Genomic DNA, 25311 nt, shown 5'->3' with positions numbered 1-25311 from the left:
AACGTTTCCTTCGATCCTCTCGCATACGAAAGAACCACACCTCCAATCATCGAATCTGAATTTCTTCAGTCCAACAATCGGGGTGCGGTTCACAAAATCGGCGCCGGCCCTTTTTGTTTGAGACGCGGTGCCATGCGCCGCGCAATCCCTATAGGATAGGAGAAAACCATATGAAGAAGAAAGCGATCGCTTTCGCCGCCGCCGCTTGCGCAGCCGCCATGCTGCTGTCGGGCTGCGGCTCCTCCAACAACGGTGATTCGAACAACACCGCCGCCGAGGCCGACAACAACATCATCCTGGCCTACGGCTCCGAACCCCAGAAGACCTTCATCCCGGGCAACATCAACGAGACCGGCGGCGGCAAGCCGGCCGACCTCATGTTCTCCCGCCTGATCTCCTTCGACGCCAAGGGCAACGCGTCCAACGAGATCGCCGATTCCGTCGAGGCCAACGACGACGCCACCCAGTACACCATCAAGCTCAAGGACTGGAAGTTCTCCAACGGCGACGCCGTCAAGGCCGAGAACTTCACCAAGGCGTGGAGCTACGTCGCCAACGCGAAGAACGCGATGCTCCGCTCCTCCTTCTTCCAGACCATCAAGGGCTACGACGCGCTGCAGGCCGACGGCCTCAAGGGCGACGAGCAGCTCGAGGGCCTCAAGGTCGTCGACGACAAGACCTTCACCGTCGACCTGAGCAAGCCGGATTCGGCCTTCGCCCTCAAGATCGGCTACACCGCCTTCGCCCCGCTGCCGGATTCCTTCTTCGACGACCCGAAGGCCTTCGGCGAGAACCCGAAGGACGGCTGCACCGGCCCCTACGTCTTCGACCACTGGGATCACAACAAGGAGATCGCCATGGTCAAGAACGCCGACTACAAGGGCAATCGCCCCGCGCAGAACGACGGCGTGACCTTCAAGATCTACACCGATGACTCCGCCGCCTACCGCGACATCCAGGCAGGCAACCTCGACGTGATGGAGTCCGTCCCGGCCGCCTTTGCCAAGACCTTCGAGAAGGACGAGCTCGTCCAGGCCAAGAACACCACCGGCTCCGTCATCCAGACCTTCACCATTCCCTCCGGCCTCGAGCACTTCAAGAACGGCACCGAGGAAGGCACCCTGCGCCGCCAGGCCATCTCCATGGCCATCGACCGCGAGTCCATCACCGAGAAGGTGCTCTCCGGCACCGGCACCCCGGCCAAGGACTTCACCTCCCCGATGACCCCGGGCTACTCCGAGGACCTCAAGGGCGCCGACGTGCTCACCTACAACCCCGACAAGGCCAAGGAGCTGTGGGCCAAGGCCGACGCCATCTCCAAGATGGACAGCCCGCTGACCTTCTCCTACAACGCCGATGGCGGCCACGAGCCGATCTACAAGGCCATCGTGAACTCCATCAACAACGTGCTGGGCAAGGACGCTGCCGCCACCAACCCGATGCCGACCTTCAACGAGTTCCGTGACGCGGTGACCAACCGCCAGATGACCGGCGCCTTCCGCACCGGCTGGCAGCCCGATTATCCGTCCCCGGAGAACTACCTCGTGCAGCTGTTCTCCACCGCCGCCGCCGACGGCAACGGCTCGAACGATGGCGACTACAAGAACCCGGAGTTCGACAAGCTGATGGATCAGGCCGCCGCCACCCCGGACACCGAGGCCGCCAACAAGATCTACCAGCAGGGCGAGGAGATGCTTCTCAACGATCTGCCGGCCTTCCCGATCTACTACTCCAACGCCCACGGCGTTGCCTCCAAGGCCATCAAGTCCGGCTTTGATTTCAACTGGCAGAACCTGCCGACCTACGAGACCATGAGCAAGAAGTGATTCCTGCCGGAGTCTGATCTCTAGGTGACACGCGAGGGGCGGAGGAGCGATCCTCCGCCCCTCCGTCGTATCCGGGGCCTTTCCCGTCCCGGGCCCGCATGCGCTCCGGCCTCGTCCGCGTGGCGGAGGTCTTTTCCCATATCTCGCCGCATGTAACAAACCGTGGTCCCGCCTTGCGGTAGACTATCGAAGTATTTGTCGGCCGGCCCGCAGGCTCCTCGTAGCGCGGCACGGTCAGAACCAAAAGGAGTAACCCATGGGCAAGTATCTTCTGCGCCGCATTTTGCAGGTGATCCCCGTGGTTCTCGGCACGACGCTGCTGGTGTATGCGCTCGTCTTCGCCCTGCCCGGTGACCCGGTCAAGGCGATGTTCGGCGACAAACCCGTCAACGAAGCGGTCGCCGCCCAGATCCGCGCGGAATACAATCTGGACAAGCCATTCATCGTCCAGTACCTGCTGTTCCTCAAGAACGCGCTGACGCTGGACTTCGGCAACACCTTCGCCGGCCAGCCGGTGATCGACGAGATTGCCCGTGCCTTCCCCGTCACGATCCGACTGGCGCTGATGGCCTTCGTCTTCGAGGCAATCTTCGGCGTGGTCTTCGGCATCATCTCGGGCCTCAAGAAGGGCAAGTGGTATGACACGGTCATCCTGATCGTCTCGCTGCTGCTGATCTCCGTGCCGACCTTCGTCACCGGCTTCGTCATGCAGTATCTCTTCGGCATCAAATGGTCGATCCTGCCGGTCACGGCGGGCGCCGACCCGGGCTTCATCGACCTGCTCATGCCGGCCATCGTGCTCGGCAGCGTGTCGATGGCCTACATCATCAGGCTCACGCGCGGCGAGGTCTCCTCGAATATCGCCGAGGACTACGTGCGCACGGCCCGCGCCAAGGGCATGTCGAACGGCTCGGTGATGCTGCGCCATGTGCTGCGCAATTCGCTGATTCCGGTCGTCACCTACCTGGGCCAGGACATCGCGGCCCTCATGGGCGGCGCCATGATCTCCGAGACAATCTTCAACATCCACGGCATCGGCTGGCTGACCTACCAGTCCATCCTCAAGGGCGAGGGCAACCTCGTCGTGTCCATCGTGACGCTGCTGATGCTGATCTTCGTGGTGTGCAACCTCATCGTCGACATGCTCTACGCGGCGCTCGATCCGCGCATCCGCTACGCCTGAGACGGGGGAGGAAACGATATCAATGAGTGACAATATGAACGAGAACACCAACGTGACCCTGCCCGGACAGGAACGCTACGTCGCCCCGCTCGACGAAACCCCGCTGCAGGACGTCGACGCGGTCGACGAATCCGCCCCCGCGGCCAGCATGTGGGCCGACGCGTGGCGCGCGCTGCGCAAGAACCCGCTGTTCATCATCTCGGGCGTCCTGATCGTCTTCATCGTCTTCGTGGCGCTGTTCCCCGGTGTGTTCACCAAGCAGGACCCGAACTACTGCACGCTCGAGAACTCGCTGGGACCGGCCACCGCCGGCCATCCCTTCGGCTTCGACTTCCAGGGCTGCGACGTCTACACCCGCGTGGTCTACGGCACGCGCACCTCGCTGGCCGTCGGCCTGATCGCCACGCTGTGCGTCGTCGCCCTCGGCACCATCATCGGCTCCATCGCCGGCTTCTTCGGCGGCTGGGTTGACGCGGTGCTCTCCCGCATCAACGACATCTTCCTGGCGCTGCCGATCCTGCTCGGCGCCATCGTCGTGCTGCAGATGTTCAAGACCTCCTCCTCGATCTGGAAGATCATCCTGGTCATGGCCCTCTTCGGCTGGGTGACCACCGCCCGCATCGCGCGCGGCGCCGTCATGGAGGCCAAGAACCTCGAGTTCAACACCGCGTCCACGGCCCTGGGCTCGACCCCGGCCAGGAACCTGTTCCGCCACATCATCCCCAACTCGCTGTCCCCGATCATCGTGATCGGCACGACCTCGCTGGCCTCCTACATCGTGCTCGAGGCCACGCTGAGCTTCCTCGGCGTCGGCCTGCCGTCCACGACCGTCAGCTGGGGCGGCGACATCTCGCAGGCACAGACGAACCTGATGACCAATCCGATGGTGCTGTTCTACCCGTCCGCCGCGCTGGCCATCACCGTGCTGAGCTTCATCATGATGGGCGACGCCGTGAAGGACGCGCTCGATCCGAAGAGCCGCACGGCCTGAAGTGGGGAGTGAAAGATGACTGAGAACGTGAACGACAAGCTCGCCGCCATGCAGCAGGCCCAGGGGCCGCTGCTCGAGGTCAAGGACCTGGCGATCGACTTCACCACCGACGACAACCGCGCCGTGCATGCGGTGCGCGACGCCTCCTTCTGCGTCTACCCGGGCCAGTGGGTGGCCATCGTGGGCGAATCCGGCTCCGGCAAGTCCACCTCCGCCATGAGTGTGCTGGGCCTGCTGCCCGGCACCGGCCATGTGGTCGGCGGCTCGATCAAGCTCGAGGGCCAGGAGCTCACGGGCCTGAAGCCCAAGGACTTCGACAAGCTGCGCGGCACCAAGATGGGTCTGGTCCCGCAGGACCCGATGTCGAACCTCAACCCCGTGTGGCGCATCGGCACGCAGGTCAAGGAGGCCTTGAAGGCCAACGGCATGGACGTGGCCCACGAGAAGCGCTCCTCCCTTGCCAAGGCGCTGGCCGGCGACGAGGTCGAGGTCAAGGGCAACGACGACGAGACCTTCATCGGCTCGGAGCAACTGCCCGTCCTGCTCGAGGCCGCCAAGGCCGCCCTGGCCGAGGCCGGCGTGACCGGCGAGGCCGCCGACAAGACGATGTCCGCCTTCGAACGCGACTGGGTCCCGGGATCCGAAACCCGTTGGCGTGTCGCCGACGCCCTGATCAAGGCCGGCGTGTCCAATGACAAGGCGTGGGAGATCGCGCACAAGCATGTCACCGGCTCCTCGATGAACGACCGCATCGCCGGTCTGCTCTCCGAAGCCGGTCTGCCCGACGCGGCGACCCGCGCCCGCCAGTATCCCCACGAGTTCTCCGGCGGCATGCGCCAGCGCGCGCTGATCGCCATCGGCCTGGCATGCCGCCCCGATCTGCTGATCGCCGACGAGCCCACCAGCGCCCTTGACGTGACCGTGCAGAAGAAGATCCTCGACCATCTGCATATGCTCACCGATGATCTGGGCACCGCGGTGCTTTTCATCACGCACGACCTGGGTCTGGCCGCCGAGCGCGCCCAGCATATCGTCGTCATGTACAAGGGCCGGGTCGTCGAATCCGGTCCCTCCCTCGAGGTCCTGCAGCACCCGCAGCACCCCTACACCAAGCGTCTGGTCGCGGCGGCCCCGTCGCTGGCCTCGCAGCGCATCATCTCCGCCAAGCAGCGCGGCGAGGATGCGGAGGCGCTGATGGAGCACCATGTGGTCGGCGAGGACAAGCTCGAGCGTTCCGAGAACATCATCACCGTGGAGCACCTGACCAAGGAGTTCAAGCTGCCCCGCAAGAAGGAGATGCTCAAGGCCGTCGACGATGTGTCCTTCTCGGTCAAGCGCGGCACCACGCTGGCCATCGTGGGCGAGTCCGGCTCGGGCAAGTCCACCGTGGCGAACATGGTGTTGAAGCTCCTCGAGCCCACCTCCGGCAAGGCGCTCTACGAGGGCAAGGACATCGCCTCGCTCAAGGGCCGCGAGCTGCTGGAGTTCCGCCGCCATGTGCAGCCGGTGTTCCAGAACCCCTATGGTTCGCTCGACCCGATGTATTCGATCTTCCGTTCGATCGAGGAGCCGCTGCGCATCCACAAGATCGGCGACAAGAAGAGCCGTGCCAAGCGCGTGCGCGAACTGCTCGACATGGTCGAGATGCCCGAGTCCGTGATGACCCGTTACCCGAACGAGCTGTCCGGCGGCCAGCGCCAGCGCATCGCCATCGCGCGCGCCATGGCGCTCGACCCGGATGTGATCGTGTGCGACGAGGCGGTCTCCGCCCTCGACGTGCTGGTGCAGGACCAGGTGCTGCGTCTGCTCAACGACCTGCAGGCCGAGAAGGGCCTGAGTTACCTGTTCATCACGCACGATCTCGCCGTGGTCCGCCAGATCGCCGACGAGGTGGTCGTCATGCAGCATGGCCGCTTGGTCGAGCATGCGACGACCGACGAGGTCTTCGACCATCCGAAGATGCAGTACACCAAGGATCTGCTCGACGCCATCCCCGGCGGCAAGCTCCAGCTCGGCCTGGACTGACGGCGTAAGCTCCGTCTCACGGTCCGTTATCTTCCTCACAACCTCCCTTCATGCAAGGGAGGTTGTGTCATATCCGGGCGTGGCGTGGGCTACGCTGGTTGCCATGACGATCACGATCACGACATCGAATCTCAACGGCATCCGCGCCGCCAAGCGCAAGGGGATCGACGACTGGTCCTCCTCCCACACGCCCGACGTGTGGTGCATGCAGGAGGTGCGCGCCCCGCAATCCGAAATCGATCCGATATTCGACGGTTTCGCCGAGCAATATGTTGCGGCCGGCCGCATCGACTCGTCCGACGGGCTCACGCGCATCGACGAGGTGTGCAATATCAAGGGCCGCGCCGGCGTGGGCTTGCTCACCTCGCTGCCGGTCACCGAGGTGCGCCACGGGCTGCCGGGTCTGACGGAGGACGTCGACACCGGTCGCTGGATCGAAGCCGATGTGACCACGCCGCAGGGATACGGTCTGACCGTCGTCTGTGTGTATGTGCACGCCGGCAATGCCGAGGACGAGGTCAAGATGGCGCAGAAATACCGCTTCCTCGACACGATGCTCGTGCGGATGGGGCAGCTGCGCGACGAGGCCGCGCGCGGCGGGCGGCAGGCCGTGCTGTGCGGCGATTTCAACATCGCGCATACGCCGCTCGACATCAAGAACGCCAAGGGCAACGTCAAGAACTCCGGCTTTTTGCCCGAGGAACGGGCATACGTCGATCGGTGGCTCGGCGAGTTCGAGTTCGTCGATGTGATGCGCGATCTGACCGGCGAGATCCAGGGGCCCTACACGTGGTGGAGTCAGCGCGGGCGCGCCTTCGACAACGACACGGGCTGGCGCCTCGACTATCAGTTCGCCACGCCCGAGCTGGCGGAGACCGCGCGCGGCTTCGTGATCGACAAGGCGCCGAGCTATGACGCGCGCTGGTCCGACCATGCGCCGCTGACGATCACCTACGACGTGTGAGGAAGTGCGCGGCCGCGAACGCACAGGACACGCTCAGGTGTTATGAAGCCGGGGTGCTAGGCTGGGCAAGGTTGCAACCCGTAAAGAAATGTGAGGACCCATGGGATTGTTCGGATTCGGCAAGAAGAAGCATAAGGACGACGTCGACGAGGACGTGAAGGCCGCTGAGGCCGCGAACGAGGCCGCCAAGGCCGAAAGCGAGACCGTCGAGGAGGAGGGCGTCGCCGAGGCATATGCCGGCCGCGGCGAGGAACGCGGTCCGTGGGACGTCGACGACGAGAACGTCCCCGATTATGACGACTACCTTGACCTGGGTTCGTATTATCTGCCGTTCATGCAGCATATCGAGCTGCGCATCAAGGCCAACCGCGGCACCGGCGCGATCCTCGGCTCCACGATCTCCTATGGCAAGTCGAGCCTGGAGATCGAGGCCTTCGCCGCGCCCAAGACCATGGGTCTGTGGGACGATGTGCGCGCCGACCTGCTCGAGGGCAACGCCCAGGCGAGCGAGCGCGAGGGCGATTTCGGCACCGAGCTGATCCTGCCGGTCGCGGTCAAGGGCGGCAAAACCGTCGTCACCCGCATCGTCGGCGTGGATGGCCCGCGTTGGATGTTGCGCGGCATTTTCTCCGGCGTGGCCGCCACCGATCCCGACGCCGAGGAGACCAAGGCCCTTGACGGCTTCTTCGCCGACATCGTCGTGGACCGCGGCGAGGAGCCGCTTGCCCCGCGCGACCTGATCCCCATGCATCCGCCGGTCGCGCCCGCCGAGCGTCGCGCCGCCAAGGAGGCCGCCGAGCAGGGCGAAGGCGAGGCACAGGACGGCAAGGAACATCTCGCGCAGATCCCCGACAGCAAGGCCAAGGGACCGATGAACTATGACCAGCAGACCGAGGTGAAGACCACCCTCTCCCGCGGACCGATGTTTTCCGAGGTTCGCTGAGCCGACTTTTCCTGTGGTGCCATTTTCCAAAGGAAAATGGCACCACAGGAAAAGTCATAAGCTCAGCGCACGCGAGGCGGATCAAAGAACAGCCCGGTGGGCTGTTCTCCGCCGGAGCTCTCCTTATAACCCAACTTTTTCCAACGCATATCCCATCATGTCTGATTCCCCCAAACGCACCGGTCTGTCCGCGCTGGCCTCCGCCGCCGAGGCGGGCGAGGATTTCAATATCCTCGACGCGATCAGCGGTCCGCGCGGCGTCGTCGAATCGATGCTCCCGGGCTTTGTGTTCGTCGTGCTGTTCGTCATCACGTCGAACCTCAACTTGACGATCGGTGTGTCGGCCGCGCTTGCCGTGGTCCAGGTCATCATCCGCCTGATCCAGCGCCAATCCCTGATGGGAGCGCTTTCGGGGCTTGTGGCCGTGGGCATCTGCCTGGTGTGGGCGTGGCAGAGCCATGAGGCCCGCAACTACTACATGTTCGGCTTCATCACCAACGCCGTCTACGCGGTCGGCCTCGGCATCTCGCTGATCGCGCGCGTGCCGGCGCTCGGTCTGTTCATCGAATACATCCGCGCGCTGCCGACCGAACACTTGAAGGCGTGGTTCCGCGGCTGGATGGACGACCGCCCCCTGAAGCGCGCCTATATGATCGTCACGGGCCTGTGGATGGGCCTGTTCACGCTGCGCCTGGCCGTGCAGGTGCCGTTGTATCTGACCGATCACGTCGGCTGGCTGGGCACCGCGCGTTTGCTCATGGGCATCCCGTTCTGGGCGTTGGCCATCTGGGTGAGCTATCTGATCATCGCGACGCCGCTGCACAGGCATAAGGCGGCGCTTAAGGCTGCCGCCGCGGCATCGGCCGATGACGTCGATACCAGTGCCATCGAACACGAAACCGTCGGGGCTGGGGCTGACGAGGGTAAGCTCGACGAATCGTCCGGTCGCTGACCGCCTCCGGGGCATGGCGCGTCTTCTTCCGCCATTTCGATTCGTGCCGGAGCACCGTCGGAAACAGGTCGCCGCGCCATCTGTAATGCCCCGTACATCCTCGTACTCCCATCCTGTATCTCGTCTGAAGGAACCATCCATGGAATCGACCATCCGCATCGAGCGTTACGCCGACCAAGGCCGCTGCGTGGGCCATATCGACGGGCGCGTCGTCTTCGTGCGCTTCGCGCTGCCCGGCGAACTCGTGCGCGTCGTGCTCGACGAGCCGCACGACCGCGAGGACCGCTTCTGGACCGGCGAGGTCGTCGAGGTGCTTGAGGCGAGCGACGACCGCGTGCCGCCCGCATGGCCGTTGGCCGGGCCGCTGGCGATGGGCGGGGGAGTGGGCGGCGCCGATCTGGTGCATGTCTCGCTGCCCGGCCAGCTCAAGTGGAAGGCCGCGACGGTCGCCGAACAGCTCACGCGTCTGGGGCATGTGGATATGGCTGCGATGTTGTGGGCCGTCGGTGGACAGGACGGTTCGGCTGCCCTCGTGCCGATCGAACGCATGGCTTGCGATGAAGCCGCCGGCGGGCTCAACTGGCGCACCCGCATCGAGATGATCGTCGACGAGGAAGGGCGCCCCTCGATGCGCCGGCGTGGCACCCATGTGCGCGTGCCGCTGACCACGATGCCGTTGGCCAGCCGCGCCCTGCTTGAAGTGGCCGATGCCGCCCATGTCTGGGACGGAGGTTTCGATCCCGGTTCCCAGATCCGCCTCGCCGTGCCCGAACCCCGCGATGGCGTGCCTGAAGGCGATGATAATTACGCCGTGCTTGTCGATGGCGAGCTCAAGGCCGGCTCCCGCACCCTGCGCGAGCATGTGCCCGTCGACGGCCGTGACTTTGTCTATGAGGTGGATGCCGCCGGTTTCTGGCAGATGCACCGTCAGGCACCCGTTGCCTTGGCGAACCATGTGCTGGGTTTGGTGCGCGAATCGCTTGCCGGCGCCGAATCCGCGGTCATATGGGATCTGTATTCGGGAGCGGGCCTGTTCACGCTGCCTTTGGCCGCGCTCGCCGCGCCGCGCGCCCATATGCTGAGCGTCGAGGGGGCGAAGGGCGCGGTGCGTTGCGCCCAGCGCAATCTGCGCGCCGCGGGGCTCACCGACGTCGATGTGCGCGCCGGCGACGTGGCGCGTACCCTCGCCCATGTGCCCGCGCACCTTGCCCGTCCCGATGTGGTCGTGCTCGACCCGCCGCGCGCCGGCGCCCGCGCCAAGGTGTGCCGGCAGATCGCTTCGGCCGATCCCCGCGTCATCGTCTACATCGCCTGCGACCCCACCAGCCTCGCCCGGGACACCGCCACCCTGACCTCGGCCGGATACGCCCTGGCCGACGTGCGCGCCTTCGACATCTACCCGATGACCCACCACGTCGAAACCGTGGCCCTGTTCCGACGCGCGTAACCCGCATGCCCTGGCGTGCGCATGTCCCGGCGTGTGTAACCCGCATGTCCCGTCACGCGTAACTCGCATGTCCCGGCGCGCGCATGTCGCTCGCCCCTATATCGCCCCGCTCACTCTGCTCCCCACCCCGCCCCACGGTGCTGTTATCTCCACGGTGCGGTAAACCCCACCGTGCGGTAAACGCGGTTTTGGCTATTTTCCAACGATTTGTCATTTACCGCACCGTGGAGATAACAGCACCGTGGAGAAAAGGGCACCGTGGGAGCATCGTGGGAGCACTGCGGGAGCGCTATGTAGGATGGACGGCATGAACGAACGAATGCTCGCCAAACCACTGTGTGCGGTTGTTTGCCTAGCCATGACGCTGCCGCTGGCGGGTTGCGAGCCCGTTGGCAAGGCCGTCGGCGATACGCAGGAGAACGAGCCCAAGGTGGCCTATGACGGCACCGACCGCGGCGATGTGACCATCGGTGTCATCGGTTCGACGCAGCCGAGCGCTGACAAGCCGTTGCTCGAGGCCTTCGCCGCAGGCCGGCTCAATGCCGCGTATGCCTCGGTCGAGGATATGGACGATCCGTCGGCCGCCGCGCGCAGCGGCGTGGAGGATATGGTCGCGCGCGTCGTCGATGCCATCGTCATATGCCGAATCGACGTCACCGACGCCGATGCCGCCGACTGGGATGATGCGCTTGGCAAGGCGCGCAAGGCAGGCATTCCGGTGGTGCTCGCCGATCCCGCGGCACCGCCCGCCGACGAGCTGTTATACGCGGCGAACTTCGTCGTCGATGACGACGCGACCGATGCCACGCCGGTTGATGACGCGATGATGACCATCATCGACGATCGTCCGCATGAGCGCACGATGACGGTCACCACCGCCGACGAATCCGACAGTCGGTGATCGAATGAAGCCGGCATCGCCGTTTATCGCCGCCATCGCTGCGCCGGACGCACCATGATGGTCACCGCCATTGACGGTTTTGCCGACCAGCGATTTACCGAAACTAATACGGCTGCTGGTATCACCGCCATTGCCCGTCGCTGCAACGATACCGCAACGATGTGAATGGGAACGATGAGGAATATGGCTGGGAATGCCCTGAATCATCCCTGAGAACGGGACGGGGAACGGGGAACGCGGGGTAGGCTACATAACTATGAACGCAAGTCTTTCCGCCCCTGCCGCAGCCCCCGACGCATCCACGGCATCCGCCATGCCCATCGTCGCGGAAACCGGTCTGACCGCCGCCGAGGTGACCGCCCGCGTCGAGGCCGGCGAAACCAACAGGGTCAAGACCTCCACCTCGCGCTCGGTCAAGGACATCGTGCGCGCCAATGTGTTCACGCTGTTCAATGGCATCATCTTCGCCGCGATGGTGCTGGTGCTCATCACCGGTTCCTGGAGGGACGCGGTCTTCGGCTTCGTCATCCTCATCAACACCGGCATCGGCATCGTCACCGAGCTCAAGGCCAAGCGCACGCTTGACCGGCTGTCGATCCTCGTCGCCTCGAATTTCCTTGTGCGCCGCGACGGGACGGATGTGGAGGTGGCCCACGACCGCATCGTGCTCGGCGACCTCCTGTGGGTGCGATCCGGCGATCAGGTGCCTGCGGACGGCGAGGTGATCGAGACCTGGGGACTCGAGCTCGACGAATCGATGCTCACCGGCGAATCGCGCACCGTGCGCAAGGCGCCGGGGGACAAGGTGCTTTCCGGAGCCACCGCCGTCTCCGGGCTGGCGCTGGTGCGCGTCACGGCCGTGGGCGAGCATTCCTACGCCGCCACGCTCACCGCGCAGGCCAAGGTCTACAAGAAAACCGTCTCCGACCTCAACAAGGGCATCAACACGATCCTCAAATTCATGACCTTCCTGGTTGTGCCGCTGTGTGCGCTGCTGATCTGGTCGCAGATGCGCACGGTCGGCGGATGGTCGGCCGCCCTCGCCACGGGGGAGTGGCGTCAGGCCGTCGTCTCCGCCGTGGCCGGCGTCGTCGGCATGATTCCCGAGGGTTTGGTGTTGCTCACCTCCCTCAACTTCGCGGTGGCGGCGATGCGTCTCGCCCGCAAGAACACGCTCGTGCAGGAGCTTGAGTCGGTCGAGACGCTGGCGCGCGTCGACGCGCTCAACCTCGATAAAACCGGCACCATCACCGACGGCGGCATCGCCTATTCCAGCCTCGTCCCGATCGATGCAAACGCCTCGGAACAGGCTGTGCGCGAGATGACGCAGGCACTCTACGACTGCTGCGACGAGGAGAATCCCAACGGCACCGGCCAGGCCGTGCTTGCCGGGTTGCAGGCGCAGGGCTATGCCTCCGGCACCGTCTCCACACGCATCCCCTTCTCCTCCGCCCGCAAATGGAGCGCGGTTGCATATGAGATGTCCTCTTGGTTCATGGGCGCGCCCGAGGTGATCCTGTCCGCGCTCGACGCGAACCACGACGACATCCTGCGCCAAGTGAACGAATATGCCAACGACGGTGACCGTGTGCTGCTGCTGGCGCGCAGTGCGGCCCCGCTCGACGCCGACAACCCCGCCCTCGACCCGCAGGCCGAACCCGTCGCGCTGGTGCTGTGCTCCGAACGCATCCGCCCCGACGCCGAGGCGACCCTGGCATGGTTCCGCGAACAGGGCGTGCGTTGCCGCGTCATCTCCGGCGACAATCCCGTCACCGTCGGCGCCATCGCGCGCAAGGTGCGGCTGGCCGGTGACCGCGAACCCGTGACGATGGATGCGCGCGAACTGCCTACCGATGTCAATGAGCTCGGCCGCGTGCTTGAGAACGTCGATGTGCTCGGCCGCGTGCTGCCCGACCAGAAGAAGGCCATCGTCGAGGCCTTGCACGCCCGCGACTATACGGTCGCCATGACCGGCGATGGTGTCAATGATTCGCTGGCCATCAAGGAAGCCGACCTCGGTATCGCGATGGGCAATGCCGCGCCCGCCACCAAGGCCGTCGCCCAGGTCGTGCTTGTCGATGGCAAATTCTCCCACCTGCCCGATGTGGTGGCCCGTGGCCGCCAGGTCATGGCCAATATGGAACGCGTCGCCGGCCTCTTCCTCGTCAAAACCGTATATTCGGCGCTTATTTCGCTGGGTGTCGTCCTCTCCCAGATCCCATACCCGTATCTGCCGCGCCATATCACTTATGTGGGGGCCCTCACCATCGGTGTGCCGGCCTTCGTGCTCGCCCTCGCCCCCAACACGCGCAAATATATCCCGGGCTTTTTGAAGCGCGTCGTGCATTTCGCATTGCCCGGCGGCATCGCCACCGGCCTGTCCGTGCTGCTGGCCGCATGGATCCTGCCCCGCATCATGGGATGGGATATCCTTGGCGATGACGCGGATCTCGCGGCCTTGCGCGCCACCAGCGCCGTGATTCTCTTCCTCATGGGCATCTTCGTGCTCGCTCGCGTCGCCCGCCCGCTCAACTCGTGGCGCGGCGCGCTCGTCGCCGTCTTCGCAGCCGCCGGCGTCATCGGCGCGTTCATCCCCTTCGTGGCGAACTTCTTCGCCCTCAAGATTCCCACCGGCCGCACGCTGGCCGCCACGGCCATCGCGCTCGTCCTCTCCGCCGCGATCTTCTTCGTCTGCCTCTACGTCGCTCCGCACATCGCGCGCCTCCTCGAATCCCGCCGCAAGCGTTGAGCGGCGTGCGGCGCGTGGCCGCGAATTGTCCCATACTTTGGGCCGACACGCCAGAGGGGCGGTTGAAAGGCTGTACCATCCGAAGCGGATAATCAGCTGTTGGAATAGCCGCAACCTCCGGAGGCAACGCATGTCCGTGAAAGACGACCAGCTGTCCACGCTCGCCGTGGGCGGCAAGGACTATGACTACTACGCCATCGCCAATCTGCCTGGCGTCGACCATCTGCCGTATTCGCTCAAGGTGCTCGTCGAGAACCTCGTGCGCAACATCGACGGCGCCAATATCACCGACGAACACGTTAAGGCATTGCTCGACTGGGATCCCGACGCCCAGCCCAGCCACGAGATCCAGTTCACGCCGAGCCGTGTGGTGATGCAGGACTTCACCGGCGTGCCGTGCATCGTCGACCTCGCCACCATGCGCGACGCGGTCAAGCAGCTCGGCGGTGATCCCGAGGTCATCAATCCGCAGGTCCAGGCCGATATGGTCATCGACCATTCCGTGCAGATCGATAAGTACGGCGTCGCCGACGCGCTGCAGCAGAATATGGACATCGAATACCAGCGCAATGGCGAACGTTACCAGTTCCTGCGCTGGGGACAGCAGGCCTTTCGTAACTTCCGCGTCGTGCCGCCGGGAACCGGCATCATCCACCAGGTCAATATCGAATACCTCGCCAAGGTCGTCATGACCAAGGCTGCGGGTGACGGCCGCGAGCTGGCCTATATGGACTCCTGCGTGGGCACCGACTCGCACACCACCACCGTCAACGGCCTGGGTGTGCTCGGCTGGGGCGTGGGCGGCATCGAGGCAGAAGCAGCCATGCTCGGCCAGCCGATCTCCATGCTCGTGCCGCGCGTCGTCGGCTTCAAGCTGACCGGCGCCATCCCCGAGGGCGTCACCGCCACCGACGTGGTGCTGACCATCACCGACATGCTGCGTCAGCATGGCGTCGTCGGCAAGTTCGTCGAATTCTATGGCGACGGCATCGCGTCCGTGCCGCTGGCCAACCGCGCCACCATCGGCAACATGGGCCCCGAATTCGGCTCCACCTGCGGCATCTTCCCGATCGACGACGTGACGCTCGACTATCTGCGTTTGACCGGCCGTTCCGAGGAACAGGTCGCGCTCGTCGAGGCCTACGCGAAGGCCAACAAGCTGTGGGGCGACACCTCTTGGGAAGGCTACGTCGAGCCGAAGTATTCCGAATATCTGGAACTCGATCTGGGTTCTGTCGTGCCGTCCATCGCCGGTCCGAAGCGTCCGCAGGACCGCATCGTGCTCGCCGAGGCCAAGGAATCCTTCGAGCGCACGCTGCCGGCCTACGAGACCGAGCGCACCGTCAAGACGCCCGTGCCCGTCTCCACCGACTTCCGCGGTGACTTCGACGTGAAGAACGGCGACGTGACAATCGCCTCCATCACCTCGTGCACCAACACCTCCAACCCCTCCGTCATGATCGCGGCCGGCCTCATCGCCCGCAACGCCGTGGCCAAGGGACTTAGCCCCAAGCCGTGGGTCAAGACCTCGCTCGCCCCCGGCTCGCAGGTCGTGGCCGACTATCTCAAGAAGGCCGGCCTGCAGGATTCGCTCGACGAACTCGGCTATCAGCTCGTCGGCTTCGGCTGCGCCACCTGCATCGGCAACTCCGGGCCGCTGCTGCCCGAGATCTCCAAGGCCATCAACGAGAACGACCTGACCGTCACGGCCGTGCTCTCCGGCAACCGCAACTTCGAAGGCCGCATCAGCCCCGACGTCAAGATGAACTATCTGGCCTCGCCGCCGCTGGTCATCGCCTACGCGCTCGCCGGCACCATGGACTTCGACTTCGAGACCCAGCCGCTCGGGCAGGACGCCGATGGCAACGACGTGTTCCTCAAGGACATCTGGCCGACCAACGGCGAGATCGAGCAGGTCGTGGCCGACACCGTCTCGCGCGAGATGTTCGAAACGGACTACGCCTCCGTCTTCGACGGCGACGAGCGCTGGAAGGGCCTCGACGTGCCCGCCGGCGAACTGTTCGCCTGGGACCCGGACTCCACCTATGTGCGCCGCCAGACCTTCTTCGACGGCATGAGCGCCGAGCCGGCGCCGGTGGCCGACATCCACGGCGCGCGTGTGCTCGCGTTGCTCGGTGACTCCGTGACCACCGACCACATCTCCCCGGCGGGCGCTTTCAAGGCCGAGTCGCCGGCCGGCCGGTACCTGACCGAGCGCGGCGTGGCCCAGAAGGATTTCAACTCCTACGGTTCGCGCCGTGGCAACCATGAGATCATGGTGCGCGGCACCTTCGGCAACATCCGCCTGAAGAACCAGCTGCTCGCCTCCGTGGGTGAGGAGGTGACGCCCGGCGGCTTCACCTACGACTTCCTCGCCAAGAAGCCGTCGACCATCTTCGAGGCTTCGAACGACTATCAGGCGGCAGGCGTGCCTCTGGTCGTCTTGGCCGGCAAGGAATACGGCACCGGCTCCTCGCGCGACTGGGCCGCCAAGGGCACCGTCATGCTCGGCGTCAAGGCCGTCATCACCGAAAGCTTCGAGCGCATCCACCGCTCCAACCTCATCGGCATGGGCGTGCTGCCGCTGCAGTTCCCGGCAGGCGAGTCCTACGCCTCGCTCGGCCTCGACGGCACCGAGACCTATGACATCGCGGGCATCGAAGCGCTCAACGCGGGCGAGACTCCGAAGACCGTCCACGTCACCGCAACGCGCACCGACGGCTCAACCGTCGAATTCGACGCCGTCGTGCGCATCGACACCCCCGGTGAGGCGGACTACTACCGCAACGGAGGTATCCTCCAATACGTCCTGCGCAACCTTATGAAATGAAATAACGGAGTGTCCTCAGCGCTGAGCCGTGAAATGGGCAGCCCAGTGGGCTGCCCATAGGCGAAGTGAGTGGCTTGCCGCGAAGGCCGATGTAAATCGGCTCCTCGGTCGCTGTATTTGAATACAGCTTCCCTCGGTGCGCCTTGAGGACACACGCGTTATTTCATTTCATATGCGGCCTTCCGCGATTACGAAGTAATCGCACAAGAAGGTCGCGCGAGCCGGAAAGGCGGAAGCCCAGTGGGCTTCCGCCCCGGCGGAGCCATCCTTATAACAAAACGTAACCACTTTTCCACGGTCTGACGTTCCCCGCCCGACGGATTTTAGCCTTTAACGGCACCTCCCATTTCCTCCGTCAGCATATTCAACACATCCCCTTTCAACACTTCCCGCCCCAATCCGAACCACCCTCCCATTCGACTTCGCCCGCGCACGCGCAGGGCGGTAGAATCGACTGCATGCCGGCCGCAGATGGCGACAGGCATGTGAAGGAAGCGCATATGGCGATCAGTGCAGCGGAGAAACCGCTTGAAAAAGTGTTCACGTCGGATTATCGGTTTGTGGTTCCCTCATTCCAACGCGCGTACACATGGCATGCGGACAATATCTCCCAGCTTGTGGATGATATCCGCGATGCCAGCGCTACGCCCGATTCCCCGTATTTCCTCGGCAGCCTGATCCTCGTGCATGCGGGCGGCAGCCTGTATCAGGTCATCGACGGACAGCAGCGCCTGGTGTCCCTGTCCATTGTCATCGCCGTGCTGCGCGATCTGGAGGACGACCCCGATCTGGCGAGCGGACTGAACGGACTGCTGCTGGAACAGGGCAACAAACTGCGCGGCATCGTCGCCGAACCCAGGCTCACGTTGCGCGACCGCGATGCCGCGTTCTTCCGCTCCTACGTGCAGGAGGGCAATCTCGAAGGCCTGTTCGACCTGCGCGAGGACGACATCGAGTCGAACGCCCAGCGCAATATTGCCGCCAACGCCCACCGGGTGTATGACGAACTCGCCCAGATGGACGAGAAACAGCGCCATGCCTTCGCCTCCTATCTGGCCAATCAGGTCATGTTCGTCATCGTCACCACCGACGATCTGGCGGGCGCGCACCGCATCTTCGACGTGATGAACATGCGCGGCGTGCCGCTGACCGCATCCGACGTGTTCAAGGCGCGGACCATCGCCGTCCTGCCCGCGGACATCAGGGATTGCTACGCCGCGCGCTGGGACGACATCATGGACCCGCTGGGCGACGATCCGCAGCGCACCGAGGAGTTCTTCGCCGCCCTGCATCTCATCCTGTCGCATAAGGTGGAGTGCCCGCGTCTGCTCGACGCCTTCCGGGACGATGTGCTCGATCCGATGCTGGGCGCCGGGGATGCCGCCTCGTTCGTCGACGATATGCTCGCGCCCTATGCCTGCGCCTGGCGGATGATCGAGATGCCGATGCGGACCGCGCTGCCGGATGACGTCATCGGTTGGCTGGTGTCATTGAACGATTATCAGAGCGTCGAATGGAAGCCGGTCGCCATGTGGGGGCTGGTGCATTCGCTGCGTAATCTGGGCGCCCCGAATGTCGCAGCCTTTGCGCGCGGCGGTGCCCATGCGGCGGCTTCGGACACGTCAGGCAGCGCCGGCGACGCGGATGCCAACGGAGCCGAGCCGTTGCAGATGCATGATATCGGGCGGCTGTGCGAGTTGCTCAAGGCCTTGGAACGCGCCGTGGGCGTCGACAGCCTCAACCGGCAGGGAACGATGGCGCGCCGCAAGCGCGCGGCCATGGAGATCCGCGGGCTGGACCGTGGATTGACCGTGGCCCAGTCCGGCGGGTTGATGATTTCCGACGATGAGCGGCGTTCCGCCCTGATGCATTTGCGCGGCGAGCTGCAAGCGAACCAGAGCCTCAAGCGCGCGTTGTTGATTCGCGCGAACGAACAGCGTGAGGGCGCGCATATCACCCGTCCCCGCAGTCTCAATGCCATGCCATTGCTGCCGGAACGGACGAAGGGCACTCCGTTCGAACAATGGCCGGAATCCGTGCGGGATCACTGGACCGACCGCATCGGCAACCTTGTGCTCACGCAGGCCAGTGAACGCCTGATGGCGCCATTGACCACCTATGAGACACGCCGCGACCGCATGCTCACGGCCGCAAGCTCCCGCCGTTTCCCGCTGACCGCCCAGCTCAAGGACGTCGCCGAGCTGACCCCGGAGACGCTGCGATTTCGTCAGGAGGAGACCGTGCGGCTCATCGCCGACTTCTGGGACATCCGGTATGACGCCGACCGCGTGGATCTGGCCGAACTGAGCGAGGAGAGCTTGGCGACGCGCAAAGCCACCGGCAAACCGAGTTCACGCCGGGTGACCATCGCCCAGGTGTTGGAAGCCGGACTGCTGATTCCCGGCGAGACCTTGATCTGGGACCGGCCGCGCAAAGGGGAGCGGTGGACCGCCACCGTCACCCCTAACGGCAGGCTGCGGCTTGAGGATGGCAGCGAATACTCCTCGCCGACGGCCGCAGCCCGCGCCGTCGGCGGACACAGCGCCGGACTCGATGTCTGGCGGCGTGCGTCGAACGGACAGAAGTTGGGCGATATCTGGAAGGAATACCGTCTGAGGAAGCGGTGATACGCGGCAATGCGTCAGGCCACTGCAGGCGCGGATGCCTGCGGCGGCACGGTGCCTTCGTAGAGGAAGAAGCGCATCGGTTCGTCGTTCCCTCTTTCGCTTCCACTGTGCGCGTCGGCTTCGGCGTTCTGTGCGGGGAACGTCTGCAGCGCCAGCTCCGACACGCGTTTAAGCCCTCGATGCTCGTAGAAGCCGTAGTTGCAGCTGGTGTCGGTGAACAGGAAGTAGCGTTCCGCTCCATGACCGCGTAGATAAGCCATCAGCGCGTCGAAGAGACGGCCGCCCACACCCAGACCCCGTGCCTCGGGATCCACGATGAACAACACCACTTCGGCATCGTAACGGTGCCCGGTATGCTTGGCTCCCCGCAACAGCAGGGCGTCTATCAGCTCTATGCCGAACAATTCCGCCAAACCCTTGAAACCATGACGCACGAACGGCAAACGAGCCAACAATCGCAGCCGATGCCGGCGATGCCGGTTCAACAGCGGCCTGGAATCGAGAACATCCACGCGCCCCAGGATCACGCCGAGCGGGCGTTCCGTGCCGCGTGTGCTTTGTCCGGCCGCGGTGTCGTCGCGCGTCACAGCCACCAGCGCCTGCGTGGCCCGCGCCAAGCATGACTCCCAGTCGGCTTCGGCCATCAGCCTGCCGACGTTCGGTTCGTAACGGTCATACCATGCGCGCCGCAGCAATTCGATGAGCGCAGCGTGATCGTTGATGCGCAGTGGTCGTAGCCGCACTTGGTCCGTTCGGAGCGCATGGTCCCTGGAGATTCTGTTTTCGATGTCCATGCACCCATTATGTCGATTCTGTTGGTTGTTTCAGCATTCTGTTGGTAAACGTCTGTTCCAACAAGATGAAGTCAGGAGGGCGAAATGGCGAAAAATCAGGCTTTTCGCCGGAACGCAATCGGGCGGAGGTTTCGTCGACAACCAACAGAAGCCCAAAACAACCAACAGTTTGGCCCGATCTCCTTTCCCCATCTTGTCGCCAGTCCAGTCGTCGGCTTGCGGACAAAGGTTTGCGGGGGTTGCGGCCATTGCCAACGGCAAGGTCGCAACCCCCGCAAACCCAGAAGCGCATAAAGCGGTTCAGATCACGCCACGTACATCGACGCGGGGTAGATCAGCGGGCTGATCTCGTCGAGCTGGTCGGCGGTCACATAGCCGGCGGGCGCGTTGAGCACGTCCGGGATGCGGTTGACGACCGTCGCACAGGTATGCTCCACGGTGGCCGGCTTGACGACGTGATATTCCACGTCCGGCTCGCCGGCGATCGTCCAATCGCACATATCGCCGTCGTCCGGGCCGTAGACCTTGCCGATGCAGGCGGTCTCCAGCACCGGGCCCTGATGGGTCTCGGTCGTCACGACCGCCGACATGCCGATGCATTTGCCGGCCGGAATCGTCTCGCCCACGGTTTCCGAATACACATCCACATCGGAGAAATAGGGCACGGCCTTCTGCGTCTGCGACTTGATCGTCAGACCCAGCTTCTGCGCCAGCGCTTCGTTGGAATTCCACACATACGACGGCACCACGGTCTCCGGGTGCGCCAGTTCGGCCTCGAATTCCTCCGCGGTCAGGCCCACGCCATGCGCCTTGGCCAGCGCCAGGCCGTAATCCTCGACGTTATAGCTCACCGCGCCGGTGATCTTGTCGATGCGATGGCAGCCGGCGGCGACCTGGGCGACCATATTGACCCAGAAGATATCCTGCATGCCCGAGCCGACCATCGTCGCGCCGTTCTCCTTGGCGATGCGGTCGAGGCGGTTGGTGACGGCCGGCGCGGTCGTCCACGGGTAGATCGCCTCCTCGCAGGTGGTGATCACCGAGATGCCGCGGGAAAGGCACTTCTCGCACATTTCCTCGATCTCCTCGGTGAAGCTGAACAGCGTGACGATCGCGATATCCGCGTCGCATGCGTCGAGCACGGCGTCCGCGTCGGCGCTGATCGGCACGTTGATCGGCCCGATGCCGGCGAATTCGCCTGCGTCCATGCCGACGACCTCCGGATTCACATCGATGGCGCCGACAAGCTGGATGCCCTTGTCATGCATGTATCGGATCGTGTACTTCGACATCTTGCCGCAGCCATACTGAATTGCCTTGATCGCTTCCATAAACGTAACACTCCTTTGCCTATGGTTGCCTATGGTTTCGCGCCGGCGTCTTCGCCGGCAACTCCTACTCTAACCGATGCGGCGGGGCGTTGGGCGCTTCCCCGCAATATCGTCTCCGCCGCGCGCCACCCCGCGCAAGGGCGGGCGGATTGGTATCGTGGAGCCCATGGCCCAGACCTCGAACTTCGTGCATCTGCACAACCACACGCATTACTCCCTGCTCGACGGCGCCTCGAAGATCCCCGCGTTGGCCAAGCGCGCGGCGGAGCTCGGCATGTCGGCGGTGGGCATCACCGACCATGGCAACATGCACGGTGCCTATGAGATGTACACCGAATGCGTGTCGGCCGGCGTCAAGCCGATCATCGGCATCGAGGCCTATGTGACCCCCGAGACCGCGCGCGGCGACAAGGCGCGCGTCAGCTGGGACACGAACTGGGACCCCACGGTGGACCCCAAGCATCGCAAGCGCAATCCCGACGACGTCTCCGGCGGCGGCTACATCACGCATCTGACGCTGTGGGCCGAGAACGACGAGGGCCTGGTCAACCTGCTCAAGGCCAGCTCCGTGGCCAATCTCGAAGGGCGCGTGCTGCGCTATCCGCGTATGGACAAGGACGTGCTGTCCACCTATTCCAAGGGCGTGATCTGCGGCTCGGGCTGCCCCTCGGGCATCATCCAGACCCGTCTGGCGCTCGGGCAGTTCGACGAGGCCCTGCGCGCCGCCGGCGAACTGCAGGACATCTACGGCCGCGACAATTTCTTCATCGAGATCATGGACCACAACCTCGATATCGAGCGGCGCAACGTGCCCGGCCTGCTCGAGATCGCCAAGAAGCTCAACGCCCCGCTGCTGGCCACGAACGATCTGCACTATGTCAACGCCGAGGACGCCGAGGCCCAGGATGCGATGCTGTGCATCAACTCGGGTGAGCGGCTCGACAACCCCGACCGCTTCAAATTCGACGGCGAGGGATATTACCTCCGCCCGGCGGAGGAGATGCGCGAGCTATTCAAGGATTTCCCCGGTGCCTGCGACAACACGATCGAGGTCGCCGACCGCTGCAACATCATGTTCGACGACCACGAGGACGGCTCGTTCATGCCGCAGTTCGAATGTCCCGAGGGCTGGGACGAGACGAGCCTGTTCCTGAAGAAGGTCGAGGAGGGCTTGGAGCGCCGCTATGACGGCAATGTGCCGATCGAGGTGATGCAGCAGGCGGACTACGAATGCGGCGTGATCTGCCAGATGCAGTTCCCCGGCTACTTCCTCGTAGTGGCCGACTACATCCAGTGGGCGAAGGACCATGGCATCATGGTCGGCCCCGGCCGAGGCTCGGCCGCAGGCTCGATGGTCGCCTATTCGATGGGCATCACCGAGCTCGATCCCCTGAAGCACGGCCTGATCTTCGAGAGGTTCCTCAATCCCGAACGCGTCTCCCTGCCCGATATCGACGTCGACTTCGACCCCGAGGGCCGCCTTGAGGTCATCGATTACTGCGGCGAGAAATACGGCCGCGACAAGGTCGCCCAGTGCGTGATCTACGGCGTCATCAAAACCAAGCAGGCGCTGAAGGACTCTGCCCGCATCATGGGATACGAATTCTCGATGGGCGATATGGTCACCAAGGCCCTGCCTCCGAGCAAGAACGGCAAGGACGCGAGCCTCAAGGAGATCTTCGACCCGACCTCCAAGCGGTACGCCGAGGCGCGAGAGTTCCGGGAGCTCTACGAATCGAATCCCGACGCCCACCGCATCATCGACAAGGCCAAGACGATCGAGGGGCTGATCCGCCAGACCGGTGTGCATGCCTGCGCCACGATCATGGGCTCCGCGCCGATCACCGACACCTCGCCGCTGCTCGAGCGAGTCGACGGCACGATCACGACGACCTTCGAATACCACACCTGCGAAACGCTGGGATTGGTCAAGATGGACTTCCTCGGCCTGTCCAACTTGACGGTCATCCAGGACACGCTCAAGAACATCGAGGCCAACGGCAAGCCGTCCATCGACTACACGAAGATCCCACTCGACGACAAGAAGACCTACGAGCTGCTGTCGCGCGGCGACACCCTCGGCGTCTTCCAGCTCGATTCCGACGGCATGCGCGCCCTCCTGCGCACGCTGCGCCCGGATAACTTCAACGATATCTCCGCTTTGATCGCGCTCTACCGTCCGGGCCCGATGGATATGGACTCGCACAACAACTACGCCAAGCGCAAGAACGGCCTGCAGAAGATTGAACCGATTCATCCCGAGTTGGCCGAGCCGCTCAAGCAGGTGCTTGACGAGACCTACGGCCTGATCGTCTACCAGGAGCAGGTGCAGTCCGCCGCGCGTATCCTCGCCGGTTATTCGCTGGGCAAGGCCGACGTGCTGCGCCGCGCCATGGGCAAGAAGAAACCCGAGGTGCTGGCCAAGGAGAAGATCCCGTTCTTCGCCGGCATGAAGGAGCACGGATATTCCGAGGAGGCCGCGCAGGCGGTGTGGGACGTGCTGGTCCCGTTCTCCGGATACGCCTTCAACAAGGCGCATTCCGCCGCCTACGGCCTGATCTCCTATTGGACCGCCTATTTGAAGACCCACTATCCGGTCGAGTTCATGGCCGCGCTGCTGCAGGGCACGAAGGACAACAAGGACAAGACGGCCCTGTATCTGGGCGAGGCCCGCCGCATGGGCATCCAGGTGCTTTCCCCGGACGTCAACGAGTCGAAGTTCGAATACGCCGCCGTCGGAGACGTGGTGCGATTCGGCCTGGGCGCGATCCGCAACGTGGGCGACAAGGCCGTGTCCGACATCGTCGTCGAGCGCAGCAACAAGCGCGGCAAATTCGTCAATTTCATGGATTTCGTGCGCCGCGTGCCATTGACCGCCCTGAACAAGCGTCTCGTCGAATCCCTGATCAAGGCCGGCGCCTTCGACTCGATCGATCCGAACCGCCGCGCGCTGTTCACGATCCACGAGTCGGCCATCGAATCGGTGGTGGGGTTGAAGCGCAAGCAGGCGGAGGGACAGTTCGACCTGTTCGCCGATGCCGATGACGCCGGCTCGGAGGATATGGGCGACGCCAGCGTCACCGTGCCCGACATCGAGGAATGGGACAAGAAGACCAAGCTCAACTTCGAGCGCGAGATGCTTGGCCTCTATGTCTCCGACCATCCGCTCTCCGGCATGAGCGCGGTGCTCGCGGGGCTGCGCGAGATGTCGATCGCGCATCTGGTCGACCGCGCCAAGACGATGGGGGAGGGGCAGCAGGTCACCATCGCGGGCCTGATCACCGGCGTCGACCGGCGTGTGTCGAAGAAGGGCAATCCGTGGGCGATCGTCACGATCGAGGATCTGGAGAGCTCGATCCAGTGCATGTTCTTCGGCAAGGTCTACGAGGCCGCGGCGGCCGAGCTCGCCGTCGACCAGGTGGTGCAGGTGCGCGGCCAGGTCGAGCTGCGCGACGAGACCGTGTCCATGAGGGCCACCGAGATGCAGGTGCCGACGCTGGAGGCGATGGACGAGCGTCCGGTGGTCATCACGCTGCCGCCGGTGGCGCTGGACCGGACGCATATGGGCCGGCTCGGCGAGGTGCTGCACGCGCATCCGGGCGTGTGCGAGGTGAGGCTTGCGATCATGGACGAGAAGGGCAACGCGCGGGTGCTGACCTTCGGCGATCGTTTCCGCGTCAAACGCGACACCAGCCTGTTCGCCGAAATCAAGATCCTGTTCGGGCCGAGCTGCCTGCCGGCCGCATAG

15 protein-coding genes are annotated in these 25311 nt (G+C 64.3%); 13 read left to right on the top strand and 2 right to left on the bottom strand.

Translation table 11 applies throughout. The features are described from left to right. Nucleotides 1–170 precede the first annotated feature (170 nt). The 12 genes from AC1AUD_RS02535 (at nt 171) to AC1AUD_RS02480 (ending at nt 19438) form a co-directional block, all read left to right on the top strand. The gene (locus AC1AUD_RS02535) at nt 171–1826 is read left to right on the top strand and encodes a peptide ABC transporter substrate-binding protein (RefSeq protein ID WP_476571737.1); all 1656 of its coding nucleotides are present in this window, start codon (nt 171–173) and stop codon (nt 1824–1826) included. Nucleotides 1827–2082: 256 nt separating this feature from the next. After that, nucleotides 2083–3009 carry an ABC transporter permease gene (locus AC1AUD_RS02530; protein ID WP_476571735.1) on the top strand — a complete coding sequence of 309 codons (927 nt, stop codon included), beginning with the start codon at nt 2083–2085 and terminating at the stop codon, nt 3007–3009. Nucleotides 3010–3031: 22 nt separating this feature from the next. Next, nucleotides 3032–4000 (top strand): ABC transporter permease, encoded by a 969-nt coding sequence (locus tag AC1AUD_RS02525; RefSeq protein ID WP_476571733.1) that lies wholly within the window; start codon nt 3032–3034, stop codon nt 3998–4000. Between the two features lie 15 nt (nt 4001–4015). Further along, nucleotides 4016–6025 carry a dipeptide ABC transporter ATP-binding protein gene (locus tag AC1AUD_RS02520; protein WP_476571731.1) on the top strand — a complete coding sequence of 670 codons (2010 nt, stop codon included), beginning with the start codon at nt 4016–4018 and terminating at the stop codon, nt 6023–6025. A 103-nt stretch (nt 6026–6128) separates the two neighbouring features. Next, a complete protein-coding gene (locus AC1AUD_RS02515; RefSeq protein WP_476571729.1) occupies nt 6129–6989 on the top strand; it encodes an exodeoxyribonuclease III in 861 nt (286 codons plus the stop codon). Nucleotides 6990–7089: 100 nt separating this feature from the next. Further along, nucleotides 7090–7932, top strand: a complete 843-nt coding sequence (locus AC1AUD_RS02510) for a DUF3710 domain-containing protein (RefSeq protein ID WP_476571727.1) — start codon at nt 7090–7092, stop codon at nt 7930–7932. Between the two features lie 157 nt (nt 7933–8089). After that, nucleotides 8090–8884, top strand: a complete 795-nt coding sequence (locus tag AC1AUD_RS02505) for a DUF3159 domain-containing protein (protein ID WP_476571725.1) — start codon at nt 8090–8092, stop codon at nt 8882–8884. Nucleotides 8885–9023: 139 nt separating this feature from the next. Then, nucleotides 9024–10331: a class I SAM-dependent RNA methyltransferase gene (locus tag AC1AUD_RS02500; protein ID WP_476571723.1), complete on the top strand. Its 1308-nt coding sequence runs from the start codon at nt 9024–9026 to the stop codon at nt 10329–10331. A 307-nt stretch (nt 10332–10638) separates the two neighbouring features. Then, the gene (locus tag AC1AUD_RS02495) at nt 10639–11232 is read left to right on the top strand and encodes a sugar ABC transporter substrate-binding protein (protein ID WP_476571721.1); all 594 of its coding nucleotides are present in this window, start codon (nt 10639–10641) and stop codon (nt 11230–11232) included. Between the two features lie 313 nt (nt 11233–11545). Then, complete coding sequence (locus AC1AUD_RS02490) at nt 11546–13981, top strand: cation-translocating P-type ATPase (RefSeq protein ID WP_476571777.1); 2436 nt, start codon at nt 11546–11548, stop codon at nt 13979–13981. 130 nt (nt 13982–14111) lie between these two features. Continuing rightward, on the top strand, nt 14112–16811 hold the full coding sequence (acnA, locus tag AC1AUD_RS02485; RefSeq protein WP_476571719.1) for an aconitate hydratase AcnA: 2700 nt from the start codon (nt 14112–14114) through the stop codon (nt 16809–16811). 500 nt (nt 16812–17311) lie between these two features. Continuing rightward, nucleotides 17312–19438 (top strand): GmrSD restriction endonuclease domain-containing protein, encoded by a 2127-nt coding sequence (locus tag AC1AUD_RS02480; RefSeq protein WP_476571717.1) that lies wholly within the window; start codon nt 17312–17314, stop codon nt 19436–19438. A gap of 14 nt (nt 19439–19452) precedes the next feature. Here the strand turns inward: AC1AUD_RS02480 and AC1AUD_RS02475 are convergent, their stop codons facing one another. Together AC1AUD_RS02475 and AC1AUD_RS02470 are read right to left on the bottom strand one after the other, a co-directional pair. After that, entirely contained in the window at nt 19453–20232 is a 780-nt protein-coding gene (locus AC1AUD_RS02475; protein ID WP_476571715.1) for a GNAT family N-acetyltransferase, read from the bottom strand. 305 nt (nt 20233–20537) lie between these two features. Next, complete coding sequence (locus tag AC1AUD_RS02470; protein WP_476571713.1) at nt 20538–21563, bottom strand: NAD(P)H-dependent amine dehydrogenase family protein; 1026 nt, start codon at nt 21561–21563, stop codon at nt 20538–20540. Between the two features lie 166 nt (nt 21564–21729). Between AC1AUD_RS02470 and dnaE the strand changes: the two genes are divergently transcribed. Beyond that, entirely contained in the window at nt 21730–25311 is a 3582-nt protein-coding gene (gene dnaE, locus AC1AUD_RS02465; RefSeq protein ID WP_476571711.1) for a DNA polymerase III subunit alpha, read from the top strand.

The sequence above is a fragment of the Bifidobacterium sp. LH_730 genome, from assembly GCF_056355835.1.
The sequence above is the reverse complement of the archived record's forward strand: the minus strand, read 5'-3'. Positions and strand labels throughout refer to the sequence as shown.

What these genes read in the sequence shown, in the direction of transcription:
- AC1AUD_RS02535 (WP_476571737.1), top strand. Translation starts at nt 171, where the DNA reads ATGAAGAAGAAAGCGATCGCTTTCGCCGCCGCCGCTTGCGCAGCCGCC.
- AC1AUD_RS02530 (WP_476571735.1), top strand. Translation starts at nt 2,083, where the DNA reads ATGGGCAAGTATCTTCTGCGCCGCATTTTGCAGGTGATCCCCGTGGTT.
- AC1AUD_RS02525 (WP_476571733.1), top strand. Translation starts at nt 3,032, where the DNA reads ATGAGTGACAATATGAACGAGAACACCAACGTGACCCTGCCCGGACAG.
- AC1AUD_RS02520 (WP_476571731.1), top strand. Translation starts at nt 4,016, where the DNA reads ATGACTGAGAACGTGAACGACAAGCTCGCCGCCATGCAGCAGGCCCAG.
- AC1AUD_RS02515 (WP_476571729.1), top strand. Translation starts at nt 6,129, where the DNA reads ATGACGATCACGATCACGACATCGAATCTCAACGGCATCCGCGCCGCC.
- AC1AUD_RS02510 (WP_476571727.1), top strand. Translation starts at nt 7,090, where the DNA reads ATGGGATTGTTCGGATTCGGCAAGAAGAAGCATAAGGACGACGTCGAC.
- AC1AUD_RS02505 (WP_476571725.1), top strand. Translation starts at nt 8,090, where the DNA reads ATGTCTGATTCCCCCAAACGCACCGGTCTGTCCGCGCTGGCCTCCGCC.
- AC1AUD_RS02500 (WP_476571723.1), top strand. Translation starts at nt 9,024, where the DNA reads ATGGAATCGACCATCCGCATCGAGCGTTACGCCGACCAAGGCCGCTGC.
- AC1AUD_RS02495 (WP_476571721.1), top strand. Translation starts at nt 10,639, where the DNA reads ATGAACGAACGAATGCTCGCCAAACCACTGTGTGCGGTTGTTTGCCTA.
- AC1AUD_RS02490 (WP_476571777.1), top strand. Translation starts at nt 11,546, where the DNA reads ATGCCCATCGTCGCGGAAACCGGTCTGACCGCCGCCGAGGTGACCGCC.
- acnA (WP_476571719.1), top strand. Translation starts at nt 14,112, where the DNA reads ATGTCCGTGAAAGACGACCAGCTGTCCACGCTCGCCGTGGGCGGCAAG.
- AC1AUD_RS02480 (WP_476571717.1), top strand. Translation starts at nt 17,312, where the DNA reads ATGGCGATCAGTGCAGCGGAGAAACCGCTTGAAAAAGTGTTCACGTCG.
- AC1AUD_RS02475 (WP_476571715.1), bottom strand. Translation starts at nt 20,232, where the DNA reads ATGGACATCGAAAACAGAATCTCCAGGGACCATGCGCTCCGAACGGAC.
- AC1AUD_RS02470 (WP_476571713.1), bottom strand. Translation starts at nt 21,563, where the DNA reads ATGGAAGCGATCAAGGCAATTCAGTATGGCTGCGGCAAGATGTCGAAG.
- dnaE (WP_476571711.1), top strand. Translation starts at nt 21,730, where the DNA reads ATGGCCCAGACCTCGAACTTCGTGCATCTGCACAACCACACGCATTAC.